This is a genomic window from Lysinibacillus sp. Y5S-8 (assembly GCF_036894365.1).
GTDB lineage: Bacteria > Bacillota > Bacilli > Bacillales_A > Planococcaceae > Lysinibacillus > Lysinibacillus fusiformis_D.
Window position 1 is genome coordinate 1,578,294 of the sequence record NZ_CP145889.1, and the last position, 13,679, is coordinate 1,591,972.

Genomic DNA, 13,679 nt, shown 5'->3' on the forward strand with positions numbered 1-13,679 from the left:
TCTCATGAGATAATTAAACTATAATTTTCGTACGGGGAGATGCTCATGGAAATAAAAATTGGTACACAATTACAACTTGAACCTACTTATACTGAGCGTGTGGAGAAATTCCAATGTAAAGTGGTAGAGCAGCAAGACAATATTCTTTATATCGACTATCCAGTTAATACGGCAACGAAGAAAACGGCGTTTTTAATAGATGGCTCAGAATTTAGAGCGACTTTTCGAACCGAAGATAAACATTCCTTTGCTTTTAAAACAGAGGTCATTGGTCGTAAAGCAGGTAATATACCGATGATTATGTTGCATTGTCCAAAGCCGGAGGAATTTATAAAAATTCAACGACGAGAATATGTCCGAGTGGAAACACCAGTGGATGTAGCGGTCCAATTCAAGGATCACAAATATCAACTTGTGTCAGCAGACATTAGCGCAGGAGGCTTGGCAATCATCTTGAAGGGAACAGTAGCTTTCAAAGATGATGATGAGGTAAAATTAACGATCGCATTGCCGTTTACTAATGGAGAAGTCAAATACGTTATTACAGAAGCTACCGTCGTGCGCATTTTTGAAAAAGAGGGTAAACGCATTGCGACAATCCAGCTAACGGATACAGATGACGTCGACCAACAGCATATTGTGCGTTTTTGCTTTGAGCGTCAGTTAGTCAATCGTCGTAAGGAATTGAATCCATTTAATGTTTAATGTTCATGATGAATATTTTTATTTAGCCCTCTCCTAGCAGAGGGCTTTTTTTAGGTTATATGGTACAATAAAAAGCGATAGAAAGTAGGGAAGAATATGAAAAAAAACATTCAAATTGCGATAGACGGACCGGCTGGTGCTGGTAAAAGTACAATCGCGAAAATTGTTGCAGAAGCACTTGGATTTACTTATATTGACACAGGTGCAATGTATCGAGCAGTTACGTATAAAGCGATGCAACAAAACATACATTTAGATGATGAAGCAAAATTAGCAGAGATGCTAGCGGCTAGCACAATCGAATTGAAACCATCCCAACAGGGACAGCTAGTCTTTTTAGATGGTCACGATGTGACAGCGGAAATACGCTCAAATGAAGTCACTTCATCCGTTTCTCAAGTTGCTGCCCATGCGAAAGTTCGTGAGCTATTGGTTGCGCAACAGCAAAAGCTGGCAGCTAATGGTGGAGTTGTCATGGATGGTCGTGATATTGCGACACATGTATTAAAACATGCAGAGCTCAAGATTTTTATGTCTGCAACAGTAGAAGAACGTGCTAGACGTCGATTGATTGATAATCAAAAAAGAGGAATTGACTCCTCTCTTGAAAAACTTCAAGAAGAAATTGCGCTCCGTGATAAAAAAGATAGTGAGCGTGAAGCATCGCCACTGATTCAAGCGGAAGATGCCCTATTTTTAGATACGACAGCATTATCCATTGATGATGCAGCACAAGCTATTTTAAAATTAGCAGAAGAAAAAATGCTATAAATCCTAAAATTTCAGACATTTTTAGAATTTAAAGGATTTATTTTTGTCTTTGTCTTCAATATCGAATAAAATAGTAAGGGAAGATGCGAAGGAGGGTTACATATGTCTGAAGAAATGAACTATGCAGAACAAACGTTTAACGAAGGTGATATCGTCAAAGGTATTGCAGCGCAAGTTGATGAAAAGGCAGTATCTGTGTCAATTCCAGGTGCACCGTTTGATGGAATTGTACCGATTAGTGAATTATCAAGCTTACACATTGAGAAAGCTTCTGATGTCATCTCTGTAGGGGATGAATTAGAGTTGATGATTACAAAGGTTGAAGAAGAGAACTTTGTCTTATCAAAACGTAAAGTTGATGCTTTAAAAGCATGGGATACACTTGAGCAGCAATTTGCCGCAGAGGAAATTTTCGAAGCGGAAGTAAAGGATATTGTTAAAGGTGGTCTTGTCGTAGATTTAGGTGTACGTGGCTTTGTACCAGCATCCCTTGTAGAAGACTACTTTGTTGATGATTTTGAAGGCTATAAAGGAAAAACATTAAGCTTCAAAATTGTTGAGCTAGATAAGGACAAAAATCGCCTTATCTTATCACACCGTGCAGTAGTAGAAGCAGAAAAAGCTTCTCAAAAGAAAAATGTCATCAATCAAATTAAAGCTGGCGAGGTATTAGATGGTAAAGTACAGCGTTTAGCATCATTTGGCGCATTTATCGACCTTGGCGGTATTGATGGCCTTGTACACATTTCACAAGTGTCACATGAGCATGTGAGTGATGTGAGCGAGGTTTTAGCTGAAGGACAAGACGTAAAAGTAAAAGTTCTGTCAGTGGACCCAGAAAATGAACGTATTTCATTATCCATCAAAGAAACGATGCCAGGACCTTGGTCAAGTATCGAAGAACGTGCAGCGAAAGGCACTATTTTAGATGGTCGAGTGAAGCGTCTTACTTCATTTGGTGCGTTTGTGGAAGTATTCCCAGGTGTGGAAGGCTTAGTGCATATTTCACAAATCGCACATAAGCATATTAACACGCCACATGAAGCGTTAAAAGAGGGACAAGAAGTACAAGTAAAAGTGCTTGATGTCAATGCTGAAGAAGGCCGCTTAGCGCTAAGCATTAAAGAATTACTGGAAAATCCCGAAGCAGAAGAAGTGATCGACTATGAATTACCTGAAGAAAACACAGGTTTCTCATTTGGCGATGTGATTGGCGATCAACTAAAAAACTTTAAATAATAATGTATGGAGCGAGGATGCATAAAGGTATCCTCGCTTTTTTATGTTGACGATGCGGATAGAATCTTCAGGTTGAGGGATAGAATTGAAAAAGCGATGGATAGAATCCTTAAATCGAAGGATAGCATATAAAGAGGCGGATAAAAACTTCAGATCGAAGGATAGAACTTATAAAGTGTTGGATAAAATCTTCAAATCGAAGGATAGAACAGAAAAAGCGATGGATAGAACTCTCCAATCGAAGGCTAACGCTTAAAGCGGTGGATAGAATTTTCAAATCGATGGATAGAATTGAAAAAGCGATGGATAGAATCCTTAAATCGAAGGATAGCATATAAAGAGGCGGATAAAAACTTCAGATCGAAGGATAGAATTAAAAAAGTGATGGATAGAATCCTCGAATCGAAGGATAGTACATAAAGTGATGGATAGAACCTTCAAATCGAGGGATAGAACTTATAAAGAGGTGGGTAGAATCTCAAATCGCAGGATAGAACAAAAAAAGCGAAGGATAGAATCTTCAAATTGAAGGCTAACACATAAAAAGCGGATAAAAACTTCGCATCGAAGGATAAAACTCAAAAATCCGAGGATAGAATCAAATAAAATTCATCAAACGTCTCGTTATTGCCATACATAGCGTTCTACATTATGGATATGATATGATATAATGGCATTTTTCGTGTATAATAGCGAAAGACAAGAAGTTGGAAGGATGAAGTACAGATGACGAAACCAGTAGTAGCCATCGTAGGTCGTCCGAACGTAGGTAAGTCGACGATTTTTAATCGTATCGTTGGAGAGCGTGTTTCGATTGTGGAGGATATCCCAGGCGTAACGCGTGATCGTATTTATAGTTCGGCAGAGTGGTTAACACACGATTTTAATATTATTGATACAGGTGGGATTGAAATTGGAGACGAGCCGTTTTTAGAGCAAATTCGTCAACAAGCTGAAATCGCCATTGATGAAGCGGACGTTATTATTTTTATGACTAATGGTCGTGAAGGGGTAACGGCAGCAGATGAGCAAGTTGCTAAAATTTTATACAAAACAAAAAAACCAGTCGTATTAGCAGTCAATAAAATTGATAATCCTGATATGCGTGAAATGATTTATGATTTTTATGCACTTGGCTTCGGAGAGCCTTGGCCGATTTCTGGTTCGCATGGCTTAGGTTTAGGGGATTTATTAGACGAATGTGCAAAGCATTTCCCGAAAGAAGATGAAGAACAATATGGAGATGATGTGATTAAATTCTCTTTAATCGGTCGTCCGAATGTTGGGAAATCCTCATTAGTAAATGCTTTCTTAGGGCAAGAACGCGTTATTGTTAGTAATATTGCAGGGACAACACGTGATGCTATTGATACGCCATATGAGTATGACGATCAGGAATATGTCATTATTGATACAGCCGGCATGCGTAAAAAAGGAAAAATCTATGAAACCACTGAGAAATATTCGGTTTTACGTGCGCTACGTGCCATTGAACGCTCAGACGTTGTTTTAGTGGTAATGAATGCAGAAGAGGGTATTCAGGAGCAGGATAAAAAAATCGCTGGCTATGCACATGAAGCTGGAAAAGCCGTTGTGATTGTTGTCAATAAATGGGATGCCATTGAAAAAGACGAAAAAACGATGAATGTCTTTACGCAGCAAATTCGCGAGCATTTCCTATTTTTAGATTATGCACCGATTATTTTTGTTTCGGCTAATACAAAGCAGCGTGTGCATCAAATTTTACCGATTATTCAACGTGTAAGTGAAAATCATGCGATGCGTATTCAATCTTCTATCTTAAATGAAGTGATTGAGGATTCCGTAGCACGTAATCCTGCGCCGACGGATAAAGGTCGTCGTTTACGTATTTACTATGCTACTCAGGTTGCGATTAAGCCACCGACATTTGTTGTGTTCGTGAATGAACCTGAGCTGATGCATTTCTCATACGAACGCTTCTTAGAAAATCGAATTCGTGAAACATTTGACTTTGAAGGAACACCAATTCGTTTAATTACACGTGCTCGTGCTTAAGGTACTAGCTATACACATACAATACGCCAACCCGACATATTTGTTGGGTGGCGTCTTTTTACAAGAACAGAAATGATGACAGACAACCCAACAAAGGGAGGATTTTTTATGGAAAAAGTTTGTGTGTTAGGGGCAGGCTCATGGGGTACTGCACTGGCGATGGTACTAGCGGAAAATGGACATGATACGCTTGTATGGACACATAGAGCTAATCAGGCAGAAGAAATCAACCATCTGCATACGAATAAAAAATATTTACCAGAGACCGTTCTGCCTGCAAATTTACATGCGACGAGTGATATAGCAATGGCAGCTACGCATGCAGAGACTATTGTTGTGGCTGTTCCTACGAAAGCTATTCGAGAAGTTTGTGAGAAATTAACGGCTAAACTAGCTAGAAAAGTGTTATTTGTCCATGTTTCTAAAGGGATTGAGCCAGATTCATTAAAACGAATTTCTGAAATTTTAGCGGAAAGTTTGCCAGCTGAAAATGTGGAAGAAATTGTCGTTCTTTCCGGACCAAGTCATGCCGAGGAAGTTGTGCTGCACCACCCGACAACGGTTACTGCTGCTTGTGCTAACATAGACGCTGCTGAAAAAGTTCAGGATTTATTTATGAATCAATTTTTCCGTGTTTACACAAACGATGATGTGATCGGTGTAGAAATTGGTGGGGCACTGAAAAATGTCATTGCATTAGCTGCAGGTATTACAGATGGCTTGAATTATGGTGATAACGCGAAAGCAGCACTTATTACACGAGGACTTGCGGAGATTACACGTTTAGGTGTAAAAATGGGCGGTAATCCATTTACGTTCTCAGGGCTTACAGGCATGGGAGATTTAATTGTAACCTGTACAAGCGTTCACTCCCGAAACTGGAGAGCTGGGAATATGCTAGGGCAAGGGATGAAGCTACAAGAAGTGTTAGATCAAATGGGCATGGTTGTAGAAGGTGTACGTACCACAAAGGCAGCCTATCAATTAGCAGAAAAGTATGGTGTGGCTATGCCGATTTCCACAGAGCTTTATAGTGTTCTATTTAATGATGTTGAACCGAAAGTGGCGGTTGACGCATTAATGATGCGTATGAAAAAACGAGAAATAGATGATATGAAGCATTAATATTAATTTTTTGATTAAATCTGTCATAAAACGGACATAAATAAGGTGTCTCAACGAATCTGTTGAGACGCCTTATTGTGTGCTATTAGTTGAATAGTGCAAGCACTGTAAAAGAGTTGTCCATTTCTTGATAGTTATGGGACAACTATTTCTTTTTAGCGAAGGCACATAGTATAATATACTTTGATTGTTTCTTGACATTGAACGAAAGGTGGTTATTTGAAATGGGCCCGTTAGCTCATATGCCTGCACTGGATGTAATGTGGGTGTCGTTTTATTGTATAGGCTTTATGATAATATCAGTCGGCTTAATTTATTTAGCTCGGAATAAGATTTCAAATGTATTTTTACGAACAATCGTAAATTTATGTGCATACATACTGTTTGGACTTGGCACATTTTTAATGGTACTAATAGTTGCCACATGGCCAGCATAAAAAATTAATGAGGTGTTCAGTAACATGAAAAAACTAAGTGCTTTTCTGTTGGTATTTGCAACTGCCATACTGTTAGTAGGGTGTGCGTACCCAGAAGACGAAAAAAGGGCAAAGGTCACGCCTGATGTCGACCAGCTAGCTGCAGTTCAACGTGCCGTGAATGAATACCGCGAAGCAACTGGTGGGCTAGTACCAATTAAAAATAGTGAACTTGATACAGACATTTATATCAAATACTTAATCGACTTTGAAAAGCTTATGCCGAAGTATTTGACGACAATTCCTGGTAATGCCTATGAAAAAGGCGGTATATATCAATATATTATTTGGGATCCTGAAGATCAAGCGACGGTCAAATTAGTAGATTTAAATGCGGCTGAGCGTATACGTGAAATAGGTATTCGTAAACTATCTACACAGTATTTGCCAATCAAAGGTTCAATGTCCGATAATGTTTATCAAATTAATTATAAAGATTTGGGCTATAAAACAGATGTGACAGTGAAAAGCCCTTATTCTGGCGTCGAATTACCGCTCTTTATGACAGGTGACGGTGAATTGCATGTGGATTATTCTGTGGATTTAGGACAACTTTTAAAAGAAGACAAGCCTGATGTCAAACCTGGTGATGATATTCGTCAGTTACTTGTCGACAAATATCCTGTAGTGCCTGCTTATTCTGTTCCCTATACAGTGGATGATAATGGTGAGCCAATTTATGATATGGAAACGTATAGTGTAGATGTCCAAAAGGCGAAAGAACGACAAAAACAAGAGGCAGAAGCCGCTGAGAAAAAAGAAGAATAAGAAACAAAGCTCCTTACATTTGTGAGGGGCTTTTTCATATTTGTCTACAAGCTTGCATATAGTGAAAAAGCGTAGATAAAGGAGGCAGAAACCTTGAGTGAAGCAGTATTTAGAGAAATTGCAGAGCGCACAAATGGCGATGTTTATATTGGTGTTGTCGGTCCAGTACGTGTAGGTAAATCAACATTTGTAAAAAAGGTAATGGAATCAGTCGTGTTACCAAATATTGTGGATGAAACAGAAAGAATGCGAGCACAAGATGAGTTGCCACAAAGTTCTCCGGGGCCTGTCATTATGACTGCTGAGCCGAAGTTTGTGCCTGCTCAAGCAACCCGTATTGTGGTCGGCGAAGATGAGATGCCATTCCAAATTCGTTTAGCAGATTGTGTTGGTTATATTATTGATGGGACAAAGGGCTATGAAGATGAAAACGGTCCTAAATATGTTCATACGCCTTGGCATACAGAGCCAATTCCATTTCAGGAAGCCGCTAAAATTGGCACAGATAAGGTGATTCGTGACCATGCGAATATCGGTATTGTTGTTACGACTGATGGTACCGTTAACGGAATCAGTCGCCGTGCCGCAGAGAAGGCAGAAGAGGAAATTGTTGAACAGTTAAAAGAAATCGGCAAGCCTTTTGTCATCCTTCTGAATTGCCAAATGCCAGCGAGAGAGGAAACGGTTCAGCTTCGCAATGAATTGTTTGAACGTTACAATGTGCCTGTTATTGCCATGGCCATTGATCAAATGAGGGAAACGGATATTCAATATATTTTACAAGAGGCGTTATTTGAGTTCCCTATCCGTACAATTGAGGTGGAAAAACCAGATTGGCTGGACGTTTTAGATGCTACACACCCATTAAATGTTGCCTTGATTGATTCCATGGAGGAAGTACTCTCATCTGTGATGAAAATTCGGGATGTGCAACAGGCGTCAGATGCCTTTAAAGCCATTGATTTTATCGATCAAAGTGAAGTCGTTTATGTAGATGCTGGTGTAGGAACGGCGGTAATTCGTGTATCCCTACAGGGCGAATTGTACAAATCGGTTTGCAATGAATGGCTAGAAGAGCCAATTGAAACGAAAAAGGATTGGCTGCTCTTTATTAAAGAGGCGGCAGAGGCAAAAGAAGCCCAAAAACGCTTCAAAAGTGCGATTCATGATGCTGATACGTCAGGTTATGGTGTGACATTGCCGATGATGCAGGAATTTGAGCCAACAGCACCAGAGCTCATTAAGCAAAATAATTTCTTTGGTGTACGAATGAAAGCAAAGGCGCCATCTTACCATATTATCCGTGTAGATATGGAATCAGAGTTTGCACCGTTAATCGGTTCGGAATTCCATAGTCAGCAACTGCTAAAAGATTTAAATCATGCTTATTTACATGATCGTGATGCATTATGGAATACACAGCTTTTTGGGACGCCATTACACGAAGTATTAAAAGAAGGAATACGCTACAAAATGGATGCAGTTCCATCTACTGCTAAAAAACGTATGCGTCAAACGATTGAACGTATGGTCAACGAAGGTGATCGAGGTTTAGTGACATTTATTTTATAGTGATAAAAATCAAAAAAAAGTACGAAAAATAGGTGAAGGGCTTTTCGTTTTTATGCGAAAAGTCCTTTTATTTTTGTTTTTTGGGTGAAAAACTGATTTTTTGGTTATAATCATGTATGAATACAGTTGCGTAGCGGTTTTCTATGTGTTACTCTTTTTACAGAATTGGTTCATGACCCTTTGAGAGGAGGTGAATGGTGTGAATAAAACAGAATTAGTAAACTCTGTTGCTGAAGCTGCAGGTCTTTCTAAAAAAGACGCTTCTAAAGCAGTTGAAGCTGTATTTGATACAATTCAAGATGCTCTTGCAAAGGGTGACAAAGTACAATTAATTGGTTTTGGTAACTTTGAAGTACGTGAACGTGCGGCTCGTAAAGGTCGTAACCCACAAACTGGTAAAGAAATCGAAATCGCTGCTAGCAAGGTGCCTGCTTTCAAACCAGGTAAAGCGCTTAAAGACGCGGTAAAATAATACACGTCTAGTAGTTACATAGAGCAGTCTTCATGTTAACGAACATGAAGGCTGCTCTTTTTAACGTTAAAATTCATTTTACATAACATTAATACGGGAATTTGCTGAGCTAGAAATGAATTTCTAATGAATCAGGTAAGTCATTTTGCGCTTCCCTTTTGGATATGCTACGATGCATAGGGAAATGTGTAATGTTTTGATACGCAGGAGGTTTTTTCGAATGTCGAATATAGATTTATTGAAAATAGAAGCAGCAGTAAAAATGATATTAGAAGCAGTAGGTGAAGACGTAAATCGCGAAGGTTTATTAGATACACCAAAACGTGTAGCAAAAATGTATGCTGAGATGTTTAGCGGCTTGCATGAGGATGCAAAAGATTATTTTAAAACGGTGTTTCATGAGGATCATGAAGAATTAGTGCTTGTCAAAGATATTCCTTTTTATTCGATGTGTGAGCATCATCTAGTACCTTTCTATGGCAAAGCACATGTCGCATACATACCAAATGACGGCGTTGTAGCTGGCCTTAGTAAACTTGGACGAGCAGTGGAAACGATTGCCCGCAGACCGCAATTGCAAGAGCGTATTACCTCTTCAGTAGCGGAAACAATTATGGAGATGCTTGCACCAAAAGGCGTTTATGTGGTCATTGAGGCTGAGCATATGTGCATGACAATGCGAGGACTAAAAAAACCGGGTTCCAAAACGGTAACATCTGTTGCTCGTGGTATTTACGAAGAAGATGAAGTAAAACGAAGAGAAGTACTGTCATTTATTCAAATGTCTTAAATTGCATGTCTAATTATGTTATGATGTACTAAGAATTTGTCGGATTTAAGGAGTGTACAAAGATGTCACAAGATTATATTGTTATTCAAGCAGAAGAAGATGGTGTCCATGTCATTGGTTTAACTCGTGGAACAGATACAAAATTCCATCATTCAGAAAAGCTAGATGCCGGCGAAGTAATGATTGCTCAATTTACAGAACACACATCTGCCATGAAAATACGTGGTAAAGCACAAATTCATACAGCACATGGTGTGATCAATAGCGAAGCAAAAAAATAATGAAGAGTTCTTTCGATCAGGTTTTGTCCTGTTTTAAGTACGACAGGCACATAGAAAAACAATCATTGTGAAAAACTGAGTATGAGGTTTCTGGGCAGTTAGTATTCCCACATCAAATAATGGGAATGCTTTACTGCCTGTCCTATGAAGAAAGCAAATTTTTTTTATTCCACATCGTTGCATATGCTATAATGACTCAGTAAGCAAGCGTTAAGTCTTAGATAGGACTAGCGTATCTGAAAGTGAAATGGAGTAAGGTCTATGAATGCAACATACATTCAAAATTCAATTGCACAGTTAAAAACAGAGATTTTCATGGATGTTCGTCATAGAACTTTGCAAAAATACACAGGAGTTCCTGTGATAGATGAAAATCAATTGTTTTATTTGTTAATCCCTTTTTTGAATGGTGAAGAGTGGCAACAAGAGCAACAAGAGGCTGCAATTACTGTTGGCATTGTATACGCAGCATTAGCGGCTCACGATCATATAAAAGAAATAGATGCAACATCAAAAGAACAGCAGCTTACCGTTTTAGCTGGAGATTTTTATAGTGGTCGTTATTATGAAATATTAGCGATGTCAGGAAATGTCGCATTGATCCGAAATTTGTCACAAGGTATAGTGGCTCGTTGTGAACACCAGATTAAAGTTTATGAAGCAGAGCAACGAACAATCGAGCAATGGTATGCGTCGATGCGCAATATTGAAGCAGGATTAATTGCTCAATTTTTCGGTCTTTATTCTTTCGGTGACTATATACCACTTATAGAAAAAAGCTTATTAATCTTGCGTTTAGAAAGAGAATGGGCGGCTTATCAGCGTGGGCAAATGTCTTTAATGGGTAAGGCACTTGAAGCAAGTGTCAGACAAAATGGCGCAACCTTTAATAGTGTCATTCAGGAAAAAATTGTGCATTTAAAAACAGAGCTATCACAGATCATCAATCATTCAACTTTTTTACAAAGTGATATCAAACAAGCTTTACATGCACACGTAGAGGCATCCATTGCTTCTACTAACGGATAAGAGAGGTTTTTCAAAATGGCTAAAACGAAAGAAGAACACGTTCACGAAGTATTTGAGAGTATTTCGGACAACTACGACAAAATGAATGGTGTCATAAGTTTCCAGATGCATGTTGGCTGGCGTAACGATACGATGAAGCATATGGCTGTAAAACCTGGAACAAAAGCACTGGATGTATGCTGTGGCACGGCAGACTGGACAATCGCTTTAGCAGAGGCAGTAGGTGAAAGTGGAGAAGTAAAAGGTCTCGACTTTAGTCAAAACATGCTGAAAGTTGGCGAACAAAAGGTACAGTCATACCCGCAAATTGAACTAATTCATGGAAACGCGATGGAGTTACCTTTTCCAGATGATACGTTTGATTATGTGACGATTGGCTTTGGTCTTCGCAATGTACCTGATTATTTACAAGTCTTGAAGGAAATGCATCGTGTCGTAAAACCAGGTGGTATGGTGGTATGTTTAGAAACATCTCAATCTGAAATTCCTGGTTATCGTCAACTGTTCCGTTTTTATTTTAAATATATAATGCCGATATTTGGTAAAATATTTGCGAAAAGCTATAAGGAATATTCTTGGCTTCAGGAATCTGCGAATGATTTCCCAGGTATGAAGAAGTTAGCGGCATTGTTCGAGCAGGCAGGATTAGAAAAAGTAACGTACAAAGCATACAGTGGCGGGGCTGCGGCAATGCATATGGGCTTTAAAAAGGTACGTTAATGGGGGAAGGTTTTCACACGTGGAAAAGATGAAGTTAAAACTACTCTATTCCGATTTGAAATCAGATATCGATATCATTGAACGAGAGTTAGAAAAAGCGGTGGACTCGTCTTCATATTTGATCAACGATGCTTCTCTCCATTTATTACAAGCTGGTGGCAAACGGATACGACCAATTTTTGTGTTACTAGGTGCAAAATTTGGCGATTATGACATTGAGAAGATGAAGGATGTAGCAGTGCCTTTAGAACTCATTCATATGGCATCACTTGTGCATGATGATGTCATTGATGATTCGAATATGCGAAGAGGACGCCCGACTGTCAAATCACAATGGAATAACAGAGTAGCCATGTACACGGGCGATTTTATTTTTGCGCGTGCACTGGAATATATTACAAAGCTAGAAGACCCGCTTGTTCATCAAATTTTAGCTCGTACCATGGTAGAGATTTGTAACGGTGAAGTTATTCAAATTGAAGATAAATTTAGATTAGATCAAGGCTTAAAAGATTATTTTAGAAGAATCAAACGCAAAACAGCATTACTTATTTCCTCAAGCTGTGAGCTAGGGGCTGTAGCGGCAGGTGTTGATGCTAAAACAGTACGACATTTAAAACGCTTCGGCTACTTTGTAGGCATGAGCTTCCAAATTATCGATGACGTGTTAGATATCATGGCAACGGATAAGGAGCTAGGGAAGCCTGCAGGTAGTGATTTATTGCAGGGCAATATTACATTGCCGATTCTATTGCTGAAAGATGAACCAGAGATGCAGCCATACTTAGTCAAAGTATTTGCAGGCACATTAACAGAACCGGAACGTCAAAATATGTTGCAATATGTGCGTAAATCTCATGCAATTGAGCAAGCTAATCGTATGAGTGATAAATATTTGAAAAAGGCCTTACAGGAAATTGATGCTTTACCAAAACATCCCGTAAAGAAAAAACTGCGTGATGTAGCATTGTTCATGGGTAAGCGCAAATTCTAGCTTTTTGTTGTATAAAGGCTCATTTTTTGTTAATATTTATCGGTAGGTGTAAAACCTGTTAGACGAATTTAAGGAGTGTTTTAAACATGGCAATTGAACAAACTTTTTTAATGGTTAAGCCTGACGGCGTTGAACGTCAAGTAATTGGAGACATCGTTGACCGTTTCGAACGTCGCGGTTTTGTAATGAAAGGTGCTAAATTAATGGTAATTCCTAAAGAATTAGCAGAAAAGCACTATGCTGAGCATGCTGAGCGTCCATTCTTTGGTGAATTAGTTGATTTCATCACTTCTGGTCCTGTATTCGCTATGGTATGGGAAGGCGAGAACGTAATCAAGCTTGCTCGTACAATGATGGGTGCAACTAAACCTGAAGAATCTAACCCAGGTACAATCCGTGGTGACTACGCAACAACTGTTTCTCACAACATCATCCACGGTTCTGACTCTCTTGCTTCTGCAGAGCGCGAAATCGCTTTATTCTTCGGTGAAGATTTAGTTTAATTTGTGAATAGAATAGATTAGGCAGTCTCAATTTACTTGGGATTGCTTTTTTTATTGCCTAAAAAGTAAGGATAGAGGGCAATAGGGGAATTATCTATTTCTAGATAGATATAGAATTGTTAAAAGCTTTGTCCTCCTGTACAATTAAAGATGTAATATTCTGATAATTAAGTTAGGAATAGATTGATAGGGCTGTC

15 protein-coding genes are annotated in these 13,679 nt (G+C 38.9%); all 15 read left to right on the forward strand.

Features of this window, described 5'->3' with window-relative positions:
- Positions 1–45: 45 nt before the first annotated feature.
- The gene (locus V6670_RS07405) at positions 46–705 is read left to right on the forward strand and encodes a flagellar brake domain-containing protein (RefSeq protein ID WP_058844239.1); all 660 of its coding nucleotides are present in this window, start codon (positions 46–48) and stop codon (positions 703–705) included.
- Between the two features lie 96 nt (positions 706–801).
- Positions 802–1,476: a (d)CMP kinase gene (cmk, locus tag V6670_RS07410; RefSeq protein ID WP_141904062.1), complete on the forward strand. Its 675-nt coding sequence runs from the start codon at positions 802–804 to the stop codon at positions 1,474–1,476.
- Positions 1,477–1,578: 102 nt separating this feature from the next.
- A complete protein-coding gene (rpsA, locus tag V6670_RS07415; protein ID WP_141904063.1) occupies positions 1,579–2,715 on the forward strand; it encodes a 30S ribosomal protein S1 in 1,137 nt (378 codons plus the stop codon).
- 726 nt (positions 2,716–3,441) lie between these two features.
- Positions 3,442–4,752 (forward strand): ribosome biogenesis GTPase Der, encoded by a 1,311-nt coding sequence (der, locus tag V6670_RS07420; RefSeq protein ID WP_036126778.1) that lies wholly within the window; start codon positions 3,442–3,444, stop codon positions 4,750–4,752.
- Between the two features lie 108 nt (positions 4,753–4,860).
- Entirely contained in the window at positions 4,861–5,877 is a 1,017-nt protein-coding gene (locus V6670_RS07425; RefSeq protein ID WP_058844243.1) for an NAD(P)H-dependent glycerol-3-phosphate dehydrogenase, read from the forward strand.
- A 290-nt stretch (positions 5,878–6,167) separates the two neighbouring features.
- Positions 6,168–6,314 carry a DUF2768 family protein gene (locus tag V6670_RS07430; RefSeq protein WP_338654535.1) on the forward strand — a complete coding sequence of 49 codons (147 nt, stop codon included), beginning with the start codon at positions 6,168–6,170 and terminating at the stop codon, positions 6,312–6,314.
- 24 nt (positions 6,315–6,338) lie between these two features.
- Complete coding sequence (locus tag V6670_RS07435; protein WP_058844244.1) at positions 6,339–7,121, forward strand: hypothetical protein; 783 nt, start codon at positions 6,339–6,341, stop codon at positions 7,119–7,121.
- A 93-nt stretch (positions 7,122–7,214) separates the two neighbouring features.
- The gene (gene spoIVA / locus V6670_RS07440; protein ID WP_141904064.1) at positions 7,215–8,693 is read left to right on the forward strand and encodes a stage IV sporulation protein A; all 1,479 of its coding nucleotides are present in this window, start codon (positions 7,215–7,217) and stop codon (positions 8,691–8,693) included.
- A 199-nt stretch (positions 8,694–8,892) separates the two neighbouring features.
- Positions 8,893–9,165: an HU family DNA-binding protein gene (locus V6670_RS07445; RefSeq protein WP_004232618.1), complete on the forward strand. Its 273-nt coding sequence runs from the start codon at positions 8,893–8,895 to the stop codon at positions 9,163–9,165.
- Between the two features lie 220 nt (positions 9,166–9,385).
- Positions 9,386–9,955, forward strand: a complete 570-nt coding sequence (gene folE, locus V6670_RS07450) for a GTP cyclohydrolase I FolE (RefSeq protein WP_338653376.1) — start codon at positions 9,386–9,388, stop codon at positions 9,953–9,955.
- A 62-nt stretch (positions 9,956–10,017) separates the two neighbouring features.
- Positions 10,018–10,236 (forward strand): trp RNA-binding attenuation protein MtrB, encoded by a 219-nt coding sequence (mtrB, locus tag V6670_RS07455; protein ID WP_004232621.1) that lies wholly within the window; start codon positions 10,018–10,020, stop codon positions 10,234–10,236.
- A 261-nt stretch (positions 10,237–10,497) separates the two neighbouring features.
- Positions 10,498–11,265, forward strand: a complete 768-nt coding sequence (locus V6670_RS07460) for a heptaprenyl diphosphate synthase component 1 (protein WP_338653377.1) — start codon at positions 10,498–10,500, stop codon at positions 11,263–11,265.
- A 15-nt stretch (positions 11,266–11,280) separates the two neighbouring features.
- Positions 11,281–11,985 (forward strand): demethylmenaquinone methyltransferase, encoded by a 705-nt coding sequence (locus V6670_RS07465; protein WP_036126763.1) that lies wholly within the window; start codon positions 11,281–11,283, stop codon positions 11,983–11,985.
- A gap of 19 nt (positions 11,986–12,004) precedes the next feature.
- A complete protein-coding gene (gene hepT, locus V6670_RS07470; RefSeq protein WP_036126761.1) occupies positions 12,005–12,979 on the forward strand; it encodes a heptaprenyl diphosphate synthase component II in 975 nt (324 codons plus the stop codon).
- Between the two features lie 86 nt (positions 12,980–13,065).
- Positions 13,066–13,482: a nucleoside-diphosphate kinase gene (gene ndk / locus V6670_RS07475; RefSeq protein ID WP_141904065.1), complete on the forward strand. Its 417-nt coding sequence runs from the start codon at positions 13,066–13,068 to the stop codon at positions 13,480–13,482.
- Positions 13,483–13,679 lie beyond the last annotated feature (197 nt).